The following is a 14886-nucleotide window of genomic DNA, read 5'->3' as shown; positions in this document are numbered from 1 at the left end:
GATTATTTGCGCTAAGTCAAAACCCGCTTTTCTAAAATAGAGATAATACCCTATTAAATAGTTAGAAAAGCGTGGCGCGTGTGAAATCAATCCAACATAAAATTTATGCTTTGTTAGCGTTAACCGGCATTATTGTACTCATAGCCAGTATTTTTAGTAGTGCGAGTCAACAGCGCACGCTCGCACAAGATACGGTGGCAGAAAATATTAAGCTACTTGCCGATAACTATTTTGATTCAATAAACACCATGATGCTAACGGGTACTATGGCTAATCGAGAGTTATTGAGCCAAAAGCTTCGTAAACATCCTAATATTGAAGACGCTCATATTATTCGCTCTGACATAGTCAATAAGCTGTATGGACCAGGCAATAAAAACCAAACAGCGAGTAATAATAGTGAACGCGAAGCGCTGCGAGGCAAAGAAAGTTTATTTATAGAGCAAAGCAATAATAATCGCAGTATGACCTATCTTCGCCCTATGTTTGCTAGTACAGACTACAAAGGTACAAACTGCTTAGGCTGCCATCAAGCGCAAGAAGGCGATGTACTAGGTGTGGTAAAAATTAGCTATTCCTTAGCTGATATTGATAGTGAGGTAACTTACAACACATTAATAACCACCAGCCTACTTTCTACTATTTTTATTATTGCCTTTGTGCTGCTAGGTATAATGTTTAGAAAAATATTTATAGTGCGCCTTAAAAAGCTAGGCCATGCAATGCACTTAGCTACTACCAATAAAGATTTAACCTTACGCATTGAAGATAACGCCGAAGATGAACTCGGCTGGCTTGCCACCAGCTTTAATCAAATGATTGCCACGTTTAAAGATAACATTGCTCAGGTATCTCACTCTTCAAAAGTGCTTATTCATTCAGCAGAGAAAATTTATACTTCTGCCGATACTACTGAGCGCGCTATTTTAGAGCAAAAGAAAAGCACCGACTCGGTAGCCGCAGCAATTAATGAACTTGAAAGCTCTTCAAACGAGGTAAGAAACACCACACATTTTGCTCAAGAAAAATCTGAGAACAGTAATGAGCTAGCACAGCAAAGCATGCAGGTTGCAGAGCAAACCGAACTCAGTATAAATCAACTAGCTGAAGATGTACGCCAAGCGGCAGATCAAGTGAGACAACTGCAAGAGCAAACGCTTGAAGTGGGCAAAGTACTTGAGGTGATCAGCAGTATTGCTGAACAAACAAACCTATTAGCACTTAATGCAGCCATTGAAGCTGCCCGTGCAGGTGAAGCAGGCCGAGGGTTTGCCGTTGTTGCTGATGAAGTACGTACTTTAGCAACCCGAACTCATGCCTCTACCGATGAAATACGTCGCACAATAGATAAGTTACAATCAGAAGCAGCGCAAACAGTTAAAACCATGGGTGAGTCGTGTGCAGAGGCAGACGAAAGAGCGCAACAAGTACAACAAGTTGCACAGGCTTTAAAAGATATTTCTAGCCAAATGAATGAAATAAATGAGCTAAATATACAAATAGCCGATGCGACAGAGCAGCAAAACCAAGCCGCAGAAGAAATAAACAGAAGCGTTGTTGGTATCAGTGATAATGCAGAGCAATCGTTAGTGGATGCGGATGAAAATCAAAAAGTCAGTGAAGAGTTACTCAATTTAGCTCGCTCGTTAGATGAGCAGGTACGAAGCTTTAAACTAAAACAATAACCTTAAAAGCCAGTCAATAAGTAGTTTATTGACTGGCATATCATTCTTAGCCTAGAGCTAACCAATCACGTGGCTTTAAGAAGTCTTTATATAGCAATGCCTCTGCGCTGTCTTCGGCTGGGGTATAGTTATATTCCCAACGGGCTAAAGGTGGCATCGACATTAAAATAGATTCAGTTCGGCCACCGCTTTGTAAGCCAAATAATGTGCCGCGGTCCCAGACTAAATTAAACTCAACATAACGACCACGGCGATATAATTGAAAGTCGCGTTGTTGTTCGGTGTACTTATCGTTTTTGCGACGCTCAATAATAGGAACGTAAGCATCTAAAAAGCCATTACCCACCGATTGCATAAATGCAAAGCTTTGCTCAAAACCTAACTCATTCAAATCGTCAAAAAATAAGCCGCCTACGCCGCGAGTTTCATCACGATGTTTTAAATAAAAGTATTCGTCACACCATTTTTTATATTTTGGATAAACATCATCACCAAACGGCTGACACACATCGTGCGCAACTTGGTGCCAATGCACTACATCTTCAAGTACAGGGTAAAACGGGGTTAAATCAAAACCACCACCAAACCACCAAATCGGTTCTTCACCTTCTTTCTCGGCAATAAAAAAGCGCACATTGGCATGGCTTGTTGGTATATGTGGGTTTTTAGGATGAATCACTAATGATACACCACACGCATGAAAGCTGCGCCCGGCAAGCTCAGGTCTATGTGCAGTGGCAGAGCCCGGCATAGAGGCACCAAATACATGAGAATAATTAACTCCCCCTTGCTCAATCACATTACCATTAGTGATAACGCGAGTACGACCACCGCCGCCCTCTTCTCGCTGCCAGCTGTCTTCAACAAACTGTGCTTTCCCGTCTACTGCTTCTAAGCCTTGGCAAATGGTATCTTGCAAAGCCATAAAGTACGCTTTTACTTGTTTTAATAATTCGCTTTGCATCGTTAACCTCTGAATACATTGCCTGTCATGGCATCTTTAATGGTACTTGGTTGCGTATTACCACCTAATGGTTCATCAACATAAAAACTAACCTGCTCGCCAAACTGCTGCTGAGCTTCAACAATACTTGTTACCGTTGCTTGGCCGGTTAAATTTGCACTTGTTGATACCAGTGGTTTACCAAACTGTTGGCATAAACGTTTAACTGTAGGGTGGTTAGTTACTCTTACTGCAATAGTATCAAACTGCCCTGTTAACCACTTTGGGGTAGACTTAGCTGCAGGCATCACCCAAGTGAGTGCGCCTGGCCAACTTGAAAAAATATCGGCACGTTTATCCATAGGCAGCTTAGCGTCATCGACGTATTTTAATAATTGCCCGTAATTGTCAGCAATTAAAATAAGCCCTTTTTCAACGGGGCGTTGTTTAATATCAAGTAAACGTTCCACCGCCTGTTGATTGTCAGGGTCGCAACCAAGGCCATAAACAGCTTCGGTTGGGTATAAAATAACATCGCCTTGTTCTAAGCTAGTTATTGCAGCAGATAAAGAAGAAAGGTCAGACAAAATTGTCTCCAGAGATATTTACGTTATTCAGTGGCAGCAAACTTATGCATACAGCTTTTTTGTGGGCATTGTAACACAACACCACTCGCGGTTTTTTTCTCAGTAACAACTGGCCAGTCACATACAGGACACGCTTGAGCTACAGGTTTATGATTAAGCGTATATTTACAGCTTGGGTAACAGTCGCAAGAATAAAACACTTTCCCAAATTTATTGCTGCGTGAAACCAAGTGGCCTTTTTTACATTTAGGGCAACTAATCACAGGCTCTTCACTTGGCGTATTGTCATGCTCACTGGCAATATAATGACATTCAGGGTAACCGGTACAGCCAATAAACATACCGTAGCGGCCATTTTTCACCACCAGCGGCTTGCTACACTCTGGACACTCGCTGTCCTCAAGTATTTTGATTTCATTGCTATCATGATGTGCAAGCGGGCGAATAAAATCGCACTTAGGGTAACTAGCGCAGCCTAAAAAAGGCCCAGATTTACTATTACGAATGACGAGTTCTGAACCACATTGCGGGCATATCTCATATTCTTTTTCTAAGGCGTGTTTATTAGCCGAGAAAAGTGAATGATCGATTTTACTCATGTAAATCCTAGTGGTTGGTGAATTTTCGCCTAATATACCCAAAACCCTTAAAGATACAAGCTATGGTAGTCGGTTTGTTAACGCTGAAAATAATAAAACACGCAATAATGATTACTCACATCATTAGTCGTGAACCTGTTAATGTAACACTTCACTGGGCTCATCAAAAATAAGATCTTCCATTTGCTCATACGCCTGCTGAGAATCAGGGGCGTTAAATAACACCATAAGAATTAACCATTTTAAATCTTCCAAAGTAATAGCTGAATTATCAAGCGCCGCTAAACGGTCCATCACCATTTCACGAGTGGTGCTATTAATAACGCCCGTTTGTTCAACAAACATTAAAAAGCCGCGACACTCGGTGTCGAGAACTTGGCACTCACTGTCGGTAAAAATACGCACTGCATGTTGTGGAGTGGCTAATAAATAAGGCGATTCATTGCTGTATTGTAATGCGGCAAGTTGATCTAACCAGTCAATGGCTTTGTTAATTTCGGGTTTGTTAAACCCAGCGCGAAGTAACTCATCGGTAAGTGTGCTTTGCTCAACAAATACATCGCTTTCGCTGTGAACATAGTTTTCAAATAAATACATGAGAATATCAAACATATTATCCTCCAGCGCTTAATTTAATATAGCCGTCTAATACACGTTCAATTTGATCGTCTAACTCTAAATCAAGCAATCGCGCTTGTACTTTATCAATTGGCCACTGTACTCGACGCATAATATCGTCCACACTGGTCACCTCAAAACCAATACTGTTAAGCACCTCGCAATCTGAGGTTACAGCATCAGTTAACTCTTTATAGTTTAGACCAGAAGGGTATGAAAAGTTCATCTCATCAAGAATATCGGCGACGTTTTCTACCAGCTTAGCACCTTGCTTAATTAAAAAATGACTTGCTTGTGCCAGCGGGTTTTTAATTGAGCCTGGCACCGCAAAAACGTCTTTATTTTGTTCAAGCGCATAACGTACGGTGATCAGTGAGCCACTTTTAATTTCGGCTTCAACAATTAAAACGCCTAAAGAGAGTCCTGAAATAATACGATTACGCCGTGGAAAGTTATGCGCGTTGGCCGCGGTGCCCGGTAAAAACTCACTTACCAATAAACCCTGTGTTAATACTTGATCTGTAAGTAACTTATGGCGTTTAGGGTAATAAACATCAACACCAGTCCCTAGTACGGCAATGGTTTTACCATTTCCTGCCAGCGCTCCTTTATGGGCAGCACCATCAATGCCACGCGCCATACCAGAGGTTACTGTTATGCCAGCAAGCGTTAGCTGATGTGCAAATTCTGCAGCAATTTCAAGTCCTGTGGTGGTTGCATTTCGACTGCCAACAATCGCAATTTGTGGAGAAGACAGTAAGCTGATATCGCCTTTACAAAAAAGTAATAATGGCGCACTGGCTATTTGTTTTAGGTGTTCTGGGTAGGTGGTATCAAAAATACTAATAACAATAATATGTTGCTGGCTAATAAGCTGTTCATAATGCGCAACTTGCTGCCAATTTGTATTACGTAAATTGCTTGCTTGGCTCGCTGTTAAGCCCAACATAACCAGCTGGGAATGCGATAAGGAAAACAGCGACTCTAAACTGTGCTGCTTAGAGAGGGCTAATAGCGTTTTTATTCCAAGCCCTTTGCATAAGTAAAAGGCAAGCCAATGGCTTAGCTTGCCAAACGATTGCTCCATGTTCCCTCCTAGAACACCGACTCGCTACTTAATGAATTACTGCCAAATCTCCAATGCGAATTGGGTGCTGATTTTTAGTGATCAGCGCATAACTAACTTTGTCATACACTTTAAAAATAATCATTTCACCAACTTTCTCTGCTGGCATTTTCCAAGTAACGCTATCTTCATCGGTTTCTGAGCCAAATAATTCGCTAGTAGCCGATACCAATTTTTCTAAACGACTTGAATCTTCGGTATAACGCGGGCCTCTGGCACTATCAATCACCTTAGGTGACTGACGTTCAATATCCAGTACATGACCTACTTTAACTTGTTGCTCTGAACCTAAGTTTAGCACCACTACATCCATCGTGCTAAATTCTCTCACCTCGCGCGGAGAGGCAATCACTTGACCCTGCATTGGCTGTTCAGGACGATGCATCTCAAAATATACTGGCAGCATCTGCCCTTCCATTGCAGGTAATAAAAAGTCACCCTGTTTGATCTCACGTTTTACTGATTCAACTCTTACTGAGGCAGGTTCGCCATTGGCCGCATCACCTGTTCTAAATGCACGAGCCATACCCACATAAGATGCTCTACTCGCTAACTCTTCACCGGTATTAGGGTCAGTATAAGGCGCACCTTTATGATAAATAGCATATGCCTGATGACGTTTTAAGTTACCTTTTACATATAAAATATGGTCAATAGTTTGGGTTTTGGTATTTTCGTTGGCGCCCAAAATATAGGGCTTTTCTTTTATCGAATCGCTGTTAATAGCTTGCTCAAACGACAAATACGGTTTAATCAACGCAAGAGGTAAAGTTGTTATCGCATCTTTCCCTTTTGGCGTAATACGTCCCATAGGTGATAGCTTTCGATACGCTTTATTAATCACTAAACGCGGATTACCGTCTGTATCGTAAATTAATGCTAACGCATCTCCCGGATAAATAAGGTGAGGGTTGTCTATTTGTGGATTCATTTGCCATAGTTCAGGCCATAACCAAGGTTCGTTTAGATATATAGCTGAGATATCCCAAAGCGTGTCACCTTTTTTCACAACATACTGTTTAGGTGCATCTTTTTTTATAGTTAGTACATCTGCCAGCACAGGAAAAGTTGCACCTAATGCAAGTATAATTGCAATTAATGGAGATTTCATTGAGCTTCCTCATAGTGTTTTTTCATTATTATTAACCAAAACCTGTTAAAGGGGAACGTGAATGGCTAAAATAAGAACATACAATACCCTAAATTTAAGCATAAGTGTAAAAGGTAACTATGGCTAGGTTAGAAGTTTTAAGATTTCCAGATGAACGTTTACGTACAATCGCAAAAGAAGTAACTGTTGTTGACGATCAAGTGCGTGAAATTGTCAAAGATATGCTAGAAACTATGTACGATGAAAATGGTATTGGGCTTGCTGCTACACAGGTTGATATTCACCAGCGTATTGTGGTGATCGACGTATCAGAAGAGCGCAATGAACCACTCGTGCTTATCAATCCGCAAATTATCAAAAAAGATGGCTCAACCGTGAGCGAAGAAGGCTGTTTATCAGTTCCTCATTCGTATGCAAAAGTTGACCGTGCAGAAACCGTTACCGTAGCTGCACTGAACGAAGAAGGTAAAGAATTTATTCTTGATGCTGACGAATTATTAGCGATTTGTATTCAGCATGAACTTGATCACCTTCAAGGTAAATTATTTATTGATTATTTATCTCCATTAAAGCGCCAACGCATTCGTAAAAAGCTTGAAAAAGAAGCGAAGTTTGCAGCGCAGTAATAAGCACCTTAGTAAATAATTAGGAAACTCAGTGACACAACCATTACGCATTATATTTGCCGGTACGCCGGACTTTGCTGCACGCCATCTGCAAGCACTCATAAATAGTGAACACCAAATAGTGGGCGTTTACAGTCAACCAGATCGTCCAGCGGGTCGCGGAAAAAAACTAAAAGCCAGTGAAGTAAAAGCGCTTGCATTAGAACATGACCTACCCGTTTTTCAACCGCAATCACTCAAAACAGACGACGCACTTGAAGAGCTAAGCAGCCTCAATGCCGATATCATGATTGTCGTTGCCTACGGTTTAATTTTACCTAAAGCCATTTTAGATGCCCCACGTTTAGGGTGTTTAAATGTACATGGTTCTATTTTACCGCGCTGGCGTGGCGCCGCACCTATTCAACGCGCTATTTGGGCAGGCGATCAGCAAACCGGTGTAACCATAATGCAAATGGATGAAGGGCTAGATACCGGCGATATGCTGCATATTAGCCGCTGCCCTATTGATAGTACTGAAACCAGTGCAAGCTTATACACTAAGCTTGCTGAACTGGGACCTGGTGCATTAATCGACACCATAAATCGTTTAGCTAACGGGGACATAACGCCTGAACCACAGAACGACGCCGATGCCAATTACGCTAAAAAGCTCTCAAAAGACGAAGCCAACATTGATTGGTCTATGGATGCCGAGCAAATCGAGCGTAATATTCGTGCCTTTAACCCATGGCCAGTATGCTTTACCCAAATGCGTGGTAATACGGTAAAAATATACCAAGCAAACGTGGTTGAACAATCAGGCGCAGCTGGCACTGTATTAACAAGTGATAAAAACGGTATCGTTGTGGCTTGTGGTAAACACGCTTTATCTATTGGCGAATTACAACCACAAGGCAAAAAGCCAATGGCAATTAATGATTTTTTAAACGGTCGTAGCGACTGGGTCACACCCGGCACCGTATTAGGCGAAAATAATGAGTAATATAAGCAATGTCAGAGCGCTAGCCGCTGAAACTTTATATAACGTGGTTGATAAAGGCGCATCGCTTAATCAAGAACTCCCTTTCGCTAGCCAAGGCCTATCTCCTAAAGATAAAGCCTTACTGCAGCAAATTTGCTATGGAGTATTACGTTACTTACCTAGCCTAGAAAATTATTGCCAGCATTTAGTAGAACAACCGCTTAAAGGCAAACGCCGTATTTTCCAGTTTTTGTTGTATGTGGGTATTTACCAACTACAACACATGCGTGTACCGCCGCATGCAGCAATTAGCGAAACAGTTAATGCGTTACAGCAATTACGCGCTCTTGGCTTAAAAGGGCTTATTAACGCCATTTTACGAAGCTTTCAGCGCCAACAAGTTGAGCTTGAAGAAAAAGCCAAACAGATTCCAGTGTGTTTATACAACCATCCAAACTGGTTTATAAAGCAAGTAAAAGAAGCCTACCCAGATAGCTGGGAAGACATTCTAGAAGCTAATCAGCAACAAGCGCCAATGTGGCTTCGAGTGAATCAATCGCAGTTTAGCACCCAAGAATATAGCGAAATGCTAACCGCTAACGATATTGAACATACTCTAAATCCTGATTTTATTGATGGCATTAAACTAAGCAAACCACGCGATGTGTTTTCACTTCCTGAGTTTGATACCGGTGCCTGTTCAGTACAAGATGCGGCAGCGCAGCTTGCTGCACGCTATCTAGACCCACAAAATGGTGATTCAATACTCGATGCCTGCGCAGCGCCTGGTGGTAAAACCTGCCATATTTTAGAGCTTGCCGACGCAGATGTGCTTGCGCTTGATAGCGATGCCGCACGCCTAGAACGTGTTAAACAAAACCTAGAACGCATAGGTTTGGGCGCCGACTTACAATGTGGTGATGCATCGCAACCTCACACTTGGTGGGATGAAGAACAGTTTGATCGTATTTTGTTAGATGTACCCTGCTCTGCAACTGGCGTAATTCGTCGTCACCCAGATATTAAATGGTTACGTCGCGCATCCGACATTAACGATTTATCGACCCTCCAAGGCGATATACTCGACAGCATTTGGCCATTGTTAAAGCCAGGCGGTACATTGGTGTATGCAACCTGTTCGGTGCTTCCACAAGAAAACCAACAACAAGTTGCTAAGTTTTTAGCTAATAATGAAGACGCAGAGCATATTCCTTTGCACAGCGAAGACACTAAAACCACACCAGGCTTGCAGTTATTACCAGGCGAAAGTGACGGTTTTTACTACGCTAAATTAGTTAAAAAAGCCTAGGCAACACATTTAGCTACTTCAGTTTAGAGGTAGCTAATACTTTGATGTAATTAGTATTAATAATACGGGTACATAATGAAAATAATCATACTCGGTGCTGGGCAAGTTGGCGGCACACTCGCAGAAAACCTAGTGGGTGAACAAAACGAAATAACCGTAGTTGATATCGACGGTAACCGCTTGCGCGAACTGCAAGATAAATACGATTTACAAGGTGTTGCAGGCCACGGCGCCCACCCCGACGTGTTAAGTCGCGCAGGGGCTGAAGATGCCGATATGATTATTGCGGTGACCAGCTCAGATGAAGTTAACATGGTGGCATGCCAAGTTGCCTACAGTATTTTTAATACACCGACCAAAATAGCCCGTATTCGCTCTGAGCAGTATTTAAAATACCGCGAAAAACTCTTTCATAATGATGACTTACCTGTCGATCATTATATAGCCCCAGAAGCACTCGTTACTAAGTATATTCGCCGCCTAATAGACTACCCTGGCGCATTACAAGTACTGCAATTTGCCGATGGCATGCTCTCTTTAGTGGCTGTAAAAGCCTACTATGGCGGCTTATTGGTAGGCTATGCCCTATCTACACTTAAGCAGCATATTCCTAATGTTGAAACTCGGGTAGCCGCTATTTACCGCCAAGGTAAAGCGATAAAACCCTTAGGCACCACCGTAATAGAAGCCGACGATGAAGTATTTTTTATTGCCGCAACCAAACACATTCGTGCGGTAATGAACGAGCTACAAAAGCTGGAACGCTCGTATAAAAAAATCATGATTGCCGGTGGCGGTAATATTGGTGCAGGCCTAGCCCGTTCACTGGAAAGAAACCACAGCGTTAAGTTACTAGAGCGAAGTAAAGAGCGTGCCGAACAGCTTTCTGAAATGCTCGACAACACCGTGGTATTTTGTGGTGATGCATCCGATCAAGAGCTGCTCTCTGAAGAACACATTGAACAGGTCGATGTGTTCATTGCCGTTACCAACGACGATGAAGTAAATATAATGTCGGCTATGCTCGCAAAACGCATGGGGGCACAAAAAACCATGGTACTTATTCAACGAGGCGCTTACGTTGATTTAGTACAGGGCGGCGAAATTGATATTGCGATTTCACCACAACAAGCGACTATTTCTGCATTGCTGACTCACGTGCGCCGTGGTGATATTGTAAACGTGTACTCGTTGCGTAAAGGGGCTGCAGAAGCCATAGAAGCGGTTGCCCATGGTGATGAAAATACCTCTAAAGTGGTAGGTCGCGCAATTGCCGATATTAAATTGCCTGCAGGTACCACAATAGGTGCAATTGTGCGAAATGACGATGTACTGATTGCCCATGACGATACAATTATTTTGTCAGGCGATCATGTAATCATGTTCTTAATTGATAAAAAGCACATTAACGTGGTTGAAAAGTTATTCCAAGTTAGCGCTATTTTTCTATAATTAAACTGCTTGAGTTAAGTAATCAACAAACACAAAAAAGCCGCTGACTATTAAGCGGCTTTAGTGGAGTATGATGGGTTAATACTTATTGTACTCTTGCAAACTCTTCTTTAGAAAGTTCACCATTTCCGTCGGTATCTAAATCATCAAAAATGTTCATTAGTTGTTTATTAGCGGCGGCTTCCTGCTGGCTAATTACACCATCGCCATTACTATCAAAAGAGGCAAAATCTACCGCTGCATAAGCTGCTGATGATGACGCTAATACTAAAATCGCAAGTGTTGTGTTTAATGCTTTCATAATAAGTCTCCTATAAGAGGGAAATCCTTTTCTGAGATCCCTGTGCAATGAAAAAAGTCAAAAATTAAAAGTTTGCAAACTCAGCTTTAGAAAGCTCACCATTACCGTCAGTATCAAGCTCAGTAAATGCGGCTGTTAAATCAGCGTTTACAGCGGCTTCGCTTTGACTAATAGCACCGTTACCATCAGTATCAAGCATGTCAAAGTCGCTTGCTGCAAAAGCAGCTGATGAAGAAGCTAGCGCGATAAGTGCAAATGTTTTATGTAATGTTTTCATAATTTAATCCTTCAAAATGTAATGCAATGGTTTATCAAAAAATTGTGTCTGGCTATCACGGTCCTTGTTATTCTCTTTCATAGGCTTCCTTGCCTATTTAGGTTGTCTTTGGCAACTCAGAATATACTTAGCCTTGCCTTATGCTTTCGAAAATTCTTCTTTTGATAGCTCACCGTTTTGGTCAGTATCAAGCTCTGAGAACATGCTCATTAATTTTGCATCAACCGATGCTTCGCTTTGGCTAATAGCGCCGTTACCGTCGGTATCTAGTGTGTCAAAGTCGCTCGCTGCAAAGGCAGCTGATGAAGAAGCAAGAGCGATAAGTGCAAATGTTTTGTGTAATGTTTTCATAATGAGTATTCCTTAAAATCGTTTAAATAATCGGGGAGCTTTTAACTCCCAAAACTTTAATAGCTTAGGGTTATGCTTTAGAGAACTCTTGTTTTGATAACTCACCGTTTTGGTCAGTATCAAGCTCTGAAAACATGCTCATTAATTTTGCATCAACCGATGCTTCGCTTTGACTGATTGCGCCGTTGCCGTCAACGTCTAGCGTGTCAAAGTCGCTTGCTGCAAAAGCGGCTGATGAAGAAGCCAATGCGATAAGTGCTAAAGTTTTATTAATGCTTTTCATAATCTATCTTCCTTCAAAGTTTATGTTTTATGCGATTAAGTGTTTTACTTTAAATCACGTTTCGTTCAATACAGCCTGACTATTACAACTTCGATGCCAAAAATATAAAAACCATAATTTTCAATACATTAACCAGCAACTAGCTGAAAATGGCGCTATTTAACTCGTTATTTTGTTGCTTTTTAGCAACAGTAGATAAGGCAATAAAATTAAAACAATAAAAATCAAAGAGTTGAGTTTAGGGAAAACCCCACACAGTCGGTGAGCAACCGCTAAAAAAGAGGATTAAATAAACAAAAAGGAAGGTGAGTTGAGTTTAATTTTGTTATAAACAAAAAAATTAGAATAAAAAACATATTTAACTAATTGTTTTTAATGAATTTATAAAATAAATTTGAAATGGCTTTTAAAAATAACAACAACACATGGCTATTTGTTGCAAAAGAGCGAAAATGTTAGAGCTTGTTGATATTTTAGAATTGTAAAATGTTTAGCGTCGAAAGATAACAGGTCTTATACAATTTCAACTTCAAGTGCATTAGGGTCAATGAAGTGATCCCCCATCAGGGCTTTCATTTGCTCTTCACTGGCAAATAATCGAATTCCGCAATATATGCCCTTAGCATGTTTTTTCACACTGCATATTTGCCCTTCGTGCTTTGTATCTTCATCAAACACTACGATGCAACGCATATCTTTAATGTCGTCGATTTCTTGGGTTGTTTTAATATCAAACATAACACCCGTTAACGAAATATCTTTTATAACACCTTCAAAGGAAGGGCGATCATCCGATAATTTTAACTTGGCTGGAAACAGCGTCGGTATACGCGCTTGCGAGCGCAGTTCAAATAGCTGTACTTGTGAAGGATAGTCGATAAACAATAACTTAGCCGGGTGAGATGCTACAGACATAAGCTGCTGACGAAACGCTAAAACATGCCCACCACTGCCCTCTATAAGCGCTCTTACCACCACCATCACACCATCGCGTAAATAATCACTTGCCATGGGGAGCCGTTTTGCATTGGGGTAATTTAAAACAATAAACTTATTTTCTAATAAGCCTATAAACTCTGTTTTTACGCGTCGGCTACTCGTGGGGGTGAGGATTTCTAAATCAACTATGCCACCCGTGACGATTTGGTTTAACTTTTCCAAATTGGTTTTTCGCATATTTCCTTCCTGATATTTATAACGTTATCCACGCCAAAATGTTGGGGTAAATAGCACAAGTAAGGTAAATATCTCTAAACGACCAAATACCATTGCCACGGTTAATATCCATTTTGCAGTATCGGTAATAGCGCCATAATGAGAAGCAACATCTCCTAAACCAGGCCCAAGGTTATTTAAACACGCTGCCGTTGCTGAGAATGCCGTTATATTGTCTAACCCGGTGCCCATTAACGCTAACATAATAATAATAAAGACTAGTGCATAAGCCGAGAAAAACCCCCATACCGCTTCAACTACTTTATCTGGTAGCGCCTTTCGTCCTAACTTTATAGAGTATATAGCTCGAGGATGCACTAAGCGGTTTAGCTCTCGCACCCCTTGTAGATAAAGTAAAAACACGCGCACTACTTTCATACCGCCGCCAGTTGAACCAGCACAGCCACCAATAAAACTAGAGAATATTAATAAAATAGGTAAAAACAAAGGCCAAGCAGAAAAGTTATCTGTGGCAAATCCTGCGGTGCTGCTTATAGATACAGCTTGAAACAATGCCTGATCGAGGGTTTCATCGCCATTGGCATAAACATCGTGAGATGAAAGTACCGTGAAACAAATCACCACCAGCGCGAGCTGAATACATAGAAACACTTTGAATTCAGGGTCACGAATGTAGACACTAATATTACGACTCGCTACAGCAGCATAATGCAGAGAAAAGTTAATGGCTGCGATAATTAAAAAGAACACACAAATAAAGTTAATTACTGGGCTATCAAAATGCCCCATTGAAGCGTCATAAGTAGAAAAACCACCAATAGCCACCGTAGAAAAAGCATGGCAAATTGCATCAAACCAATTCATGCCAGCGCTCCAATACGCCAAAGTACATGCAAGGGTAATAGACACATAAATATACCAAAGGTGTTTAGCGGTGTCGGCTATACGCGGGGTCATTTTGGAATCTTTAACGGGGCCTGGAATCTCAGCCCGATACAACTGCATACCACCTACGCCAAGCATTGGCAGGATTGCTACCGCTAATACAATGATCCCCATACCACCAAACCACTGTAATTGTTGGCGATAAAACAAGACCGATTTAGGCAGATACTCTATACCGGTCAGCACGGTAGCCCCTGTTGTGGTTAAGCCAGAAAAAGCTTCAAACACGGCATCGGCTAAAGAGAGGTTGGGTTCTTGTAAAAATACCAGCGGTAAGGAGGCAAACGCGCCTAGTACTAGCCAAAACAAAACCACGATTAAAAAGCCTTCGCGGGCTTTTAAATCGCCATGCTCATGCCTATTTGGGTAATAAGCCATTAAGCCAATAACAACACTGAATATAAAGGCTAAAACAAACGGCACCCCTCCACCATCTTTATAAATTAAAGACACTAGCGCTGGTGGCACCATAGTAATACTGAATAGCGCAACCAATTGGCCAAGAATTTTTATGATGGTACGAAATTGCATTG

Annotated in this window: 17 protein-coding genes; 5 read left to right on the top strand and 12 right to left on the bottom strand. The window is 41.4% G+C overall.

The features are described 5' to 3' along the window. Positions 1–80 precede the first annotated feature (80 nt). Positions 81–1685: a methyl-accepting chemotaxis protein gene (locus PISS_RS00150; RefSeq protein ID WP_058153957.1), complete on the top strand. Its 1605-nt coding sequence runs from the start codon at positions 81–83 to the stop codon at positions 1683–1685. A 46-nt stretch (positions 1686–1731) separates the two neighbouring features. On the opposite strand, the gene hemF is transcribed toward PISS_RS00150, so the two are convergent. The 6 genes from hemF to PISS_RS00120 all read right to left on the bottom strand — a co-directional run bounded on the left by hemF (position 1732) and on the right by PISS_RS00120 (position 6669). After that, positions 1732–2649 carry an oxygen-dependent coproporphyrinogen oxidase gene (hemF, locus tag PISS_RS00145; protein ID WP_058153956.1) on the bottom strand — a complete coding sequence of 306 codons (918 nt, stop codon included), beginning with the start codon at positions 2647–2649 and terminating at the stop codon, positions 1732–1734. Positions 2650–2651: 2 nt separating this feature from the next. Beyond that, positions 2652–3215: an L-threonylcarbamoyladenylate synthase type 1 TsaC gene (gene tsaC / locus PISS_RS00140; protein WP_028834913.1), complete on the bottom strand. Its 564-nt coding sequence runs from the start codon at positions 3213–3215 to the stop codon at positions 2652–2654. Between the two features lie 23 nt (positions 3216–3238). Further along, positions 3239–3814: a DNA topoisomerase family protein gene (locus tag PISS_RS00135; RefSeq protein ID WP_033102907.1), complete on the bottom strand. Its 576-nt coding sequence runs from the start codon at positions 3812–3814 to the stop codon at positions 3239–3241. Between the two features lie 138 nt (positions 3815–3952). Then, the gene (locus PISS_RS00130) at positions 3953–4426 is read right to left on the bottom strand and encodes a DUF494 family protein (RefSeq protein WP_013463668.1); all 474 of its coding nucleotides are present in this window, start codon (positions 4424–4426) and stop codon (positions 3953–3955) included. 1 nt (position 4427) lies between these two features. After that, positions 4428–5519: a DNA-processing protein DprA gene (dprA, locus tag PISS_RS00125; protein WP_024601480.1), complete on the bottom strand. Its 1092-nt coding sequence runs from the start codon at positions 5517–5519 to the stop codon at positions 4428–4430. A gap of 28 nt (positions 5520–5547) precedes the next feature. After that, positions 5548–6669: a LysM peptidoglycan-binding domain-containing protein gene (locus PISS_RS00120; RefSeq protein ID WP_016900042.1), complete on the bottom strand. Its 1122-nt coding sequence runs from the start codon at positions 6667–6669 to the stop codon at positions 5548–5550. Between the two features lie 119 nt (positions 6670–6788). Here PISS_RS00120 and def point away from each other — a divergent pair, with 119 nt between their 5' ends. The 4 genes from def (at position 6789) to trkA (ending at position 11020) form a co-directional block, all read left to right on the top strand. Continuing rightward, positions 6789–7295: a peptide deformylase gene (def, locus tag PISS_RS00115; RefSeq protein WP_013463665.1), complete on the top strand. Its 507-nt coding sequence runs from the start codon at positions 6789–6791 to the stop codon at positions 7293–7295. 31 nt (positions 7296–7326) lie between these two features. Beyond that, entirely contained in the window at positions 7327–8280 is a 954-nt protein-coding gene (fmt, locus tag PISS_RS00110; protein ID WP_058153955.1) for a methionyl-tRNA formyltransferase, read from the top strand. Then, positions 8273–9568, top strand: a complete 1296-nt coding sequence (rsmB, locus tag PISS_RS00105) for a 16S rRNA (cytosine(967)-C(5))-methyltransferase RsmB (protein WP_058153954.1) — start codon at positions 8273–8275, stop codon at positions 9566–9568. Before fmt ends, rsmB begins: the two co-directional genes overlap by 8 nt. 75 nt (positions 9569–9643) lie before the next feature. Further along, positions 9644–11020 carry a Trk system potassium transporter TrkA gene (gene trkA / locus PISS_RS00100; RefSeq protein WP_008112933.1) on the top strand — a complete coding sequence of 459 codons (1377 nt, stop codon included), beginning with the start codon at positions 9644–9646 and terminating at the stop codon, positions 11018–11020. 85 nt (positions 11021–11105) lie between these two features. Here the strand turns inward: trkA and PISS_RS00095 are convergent, their stop codons facing one another. From PISS_RS00095 to PISS_RS00070, 6 genes are all read right to left on the bottom strand, one after another. After that, the gene (locus PISS_RS00095) at positions 11106–11321 is read right to left on the bottom strand and encodes an EF-hand domain-containing protein (protein WP_016900039.1); all 216 of its coding nucleotides are present in this window, start codon (positions 11319–11321) and stop codon (positions 11106–11108) included. A 64-nt stretch (positions 11322–11385) separates the two neighbouring features. Then, positions 11386–11598 carry an EF-hand domain-containing protein gene (locus PISS_RS00090; protein WP_013463660.1) on the bottom strand — a complete coding sequence of 71 codons (213 nt, stop codon included), beginning with the start codon at positions 11596–11598 and terminating at the stop codon, positions 11386–11388. 138 nt (positions 11599–11736) lie between these two features. Then, on the bottom strand, positions 11737–11949 hold the full coding sequence (locus PISS_RS00085) for an EF-hand domain-containing protein (protein ID WP_013463659.1): 213 nt from the start codon (positions 11947–11949) through the stop codon (positions 11737–11739). A 70-nt stretch (positions 11950–12019) separates the two neighbouring features. Next, positions 12020–12232 (bottom strand): EF-hand domain-containing protein, encoded by a 213-nt coding sequence (locus PISS_RS00080; protein WP_013463658.1) that lies wholly within the window; start codon positions 12230–12232, stop codon positions 12020–12022. A gap of 513 nt (positions 12233–12745) precedes the next feature. Beyond that, positions 12746–13408, bottom strand: coding sequence for a flagellar brake domain-containing protein (locus PISS_RS00075; protein WP_013463657.1), 663 nt, complete (start codon positions 13406–13408; stop codon positions 12746–12748). 24 nt (positions 13409–13432) lie between these two features. Continuing rightward, a complete protein-coding gene (locus tag PISS_RS00070; RefSeq protein ID WP_013463656.1) occupies positions 13433–14884 on the bottom strand; it encodes a TrkH family potassium uptake protein in 1452 nt (483 codons plus the stop codon). Between the last annotated feature and the right edge of the window lie 2 nt (positions 14885–14886).

The organism is Pseudoalteromonas issachenkonii (genome assembly GCF_002310795.1).
Classification (GTDB): Bacteria; Pseudomonadota; Gammaproteobacteria; order Enterobacterales; family Alteromonadaceae; genus Pseudoalteromonas; species Pseudoalteromonas tetraodonis.
This window is presented reverse-complemented; position numbering and strand designations above follow the sequence as displayed.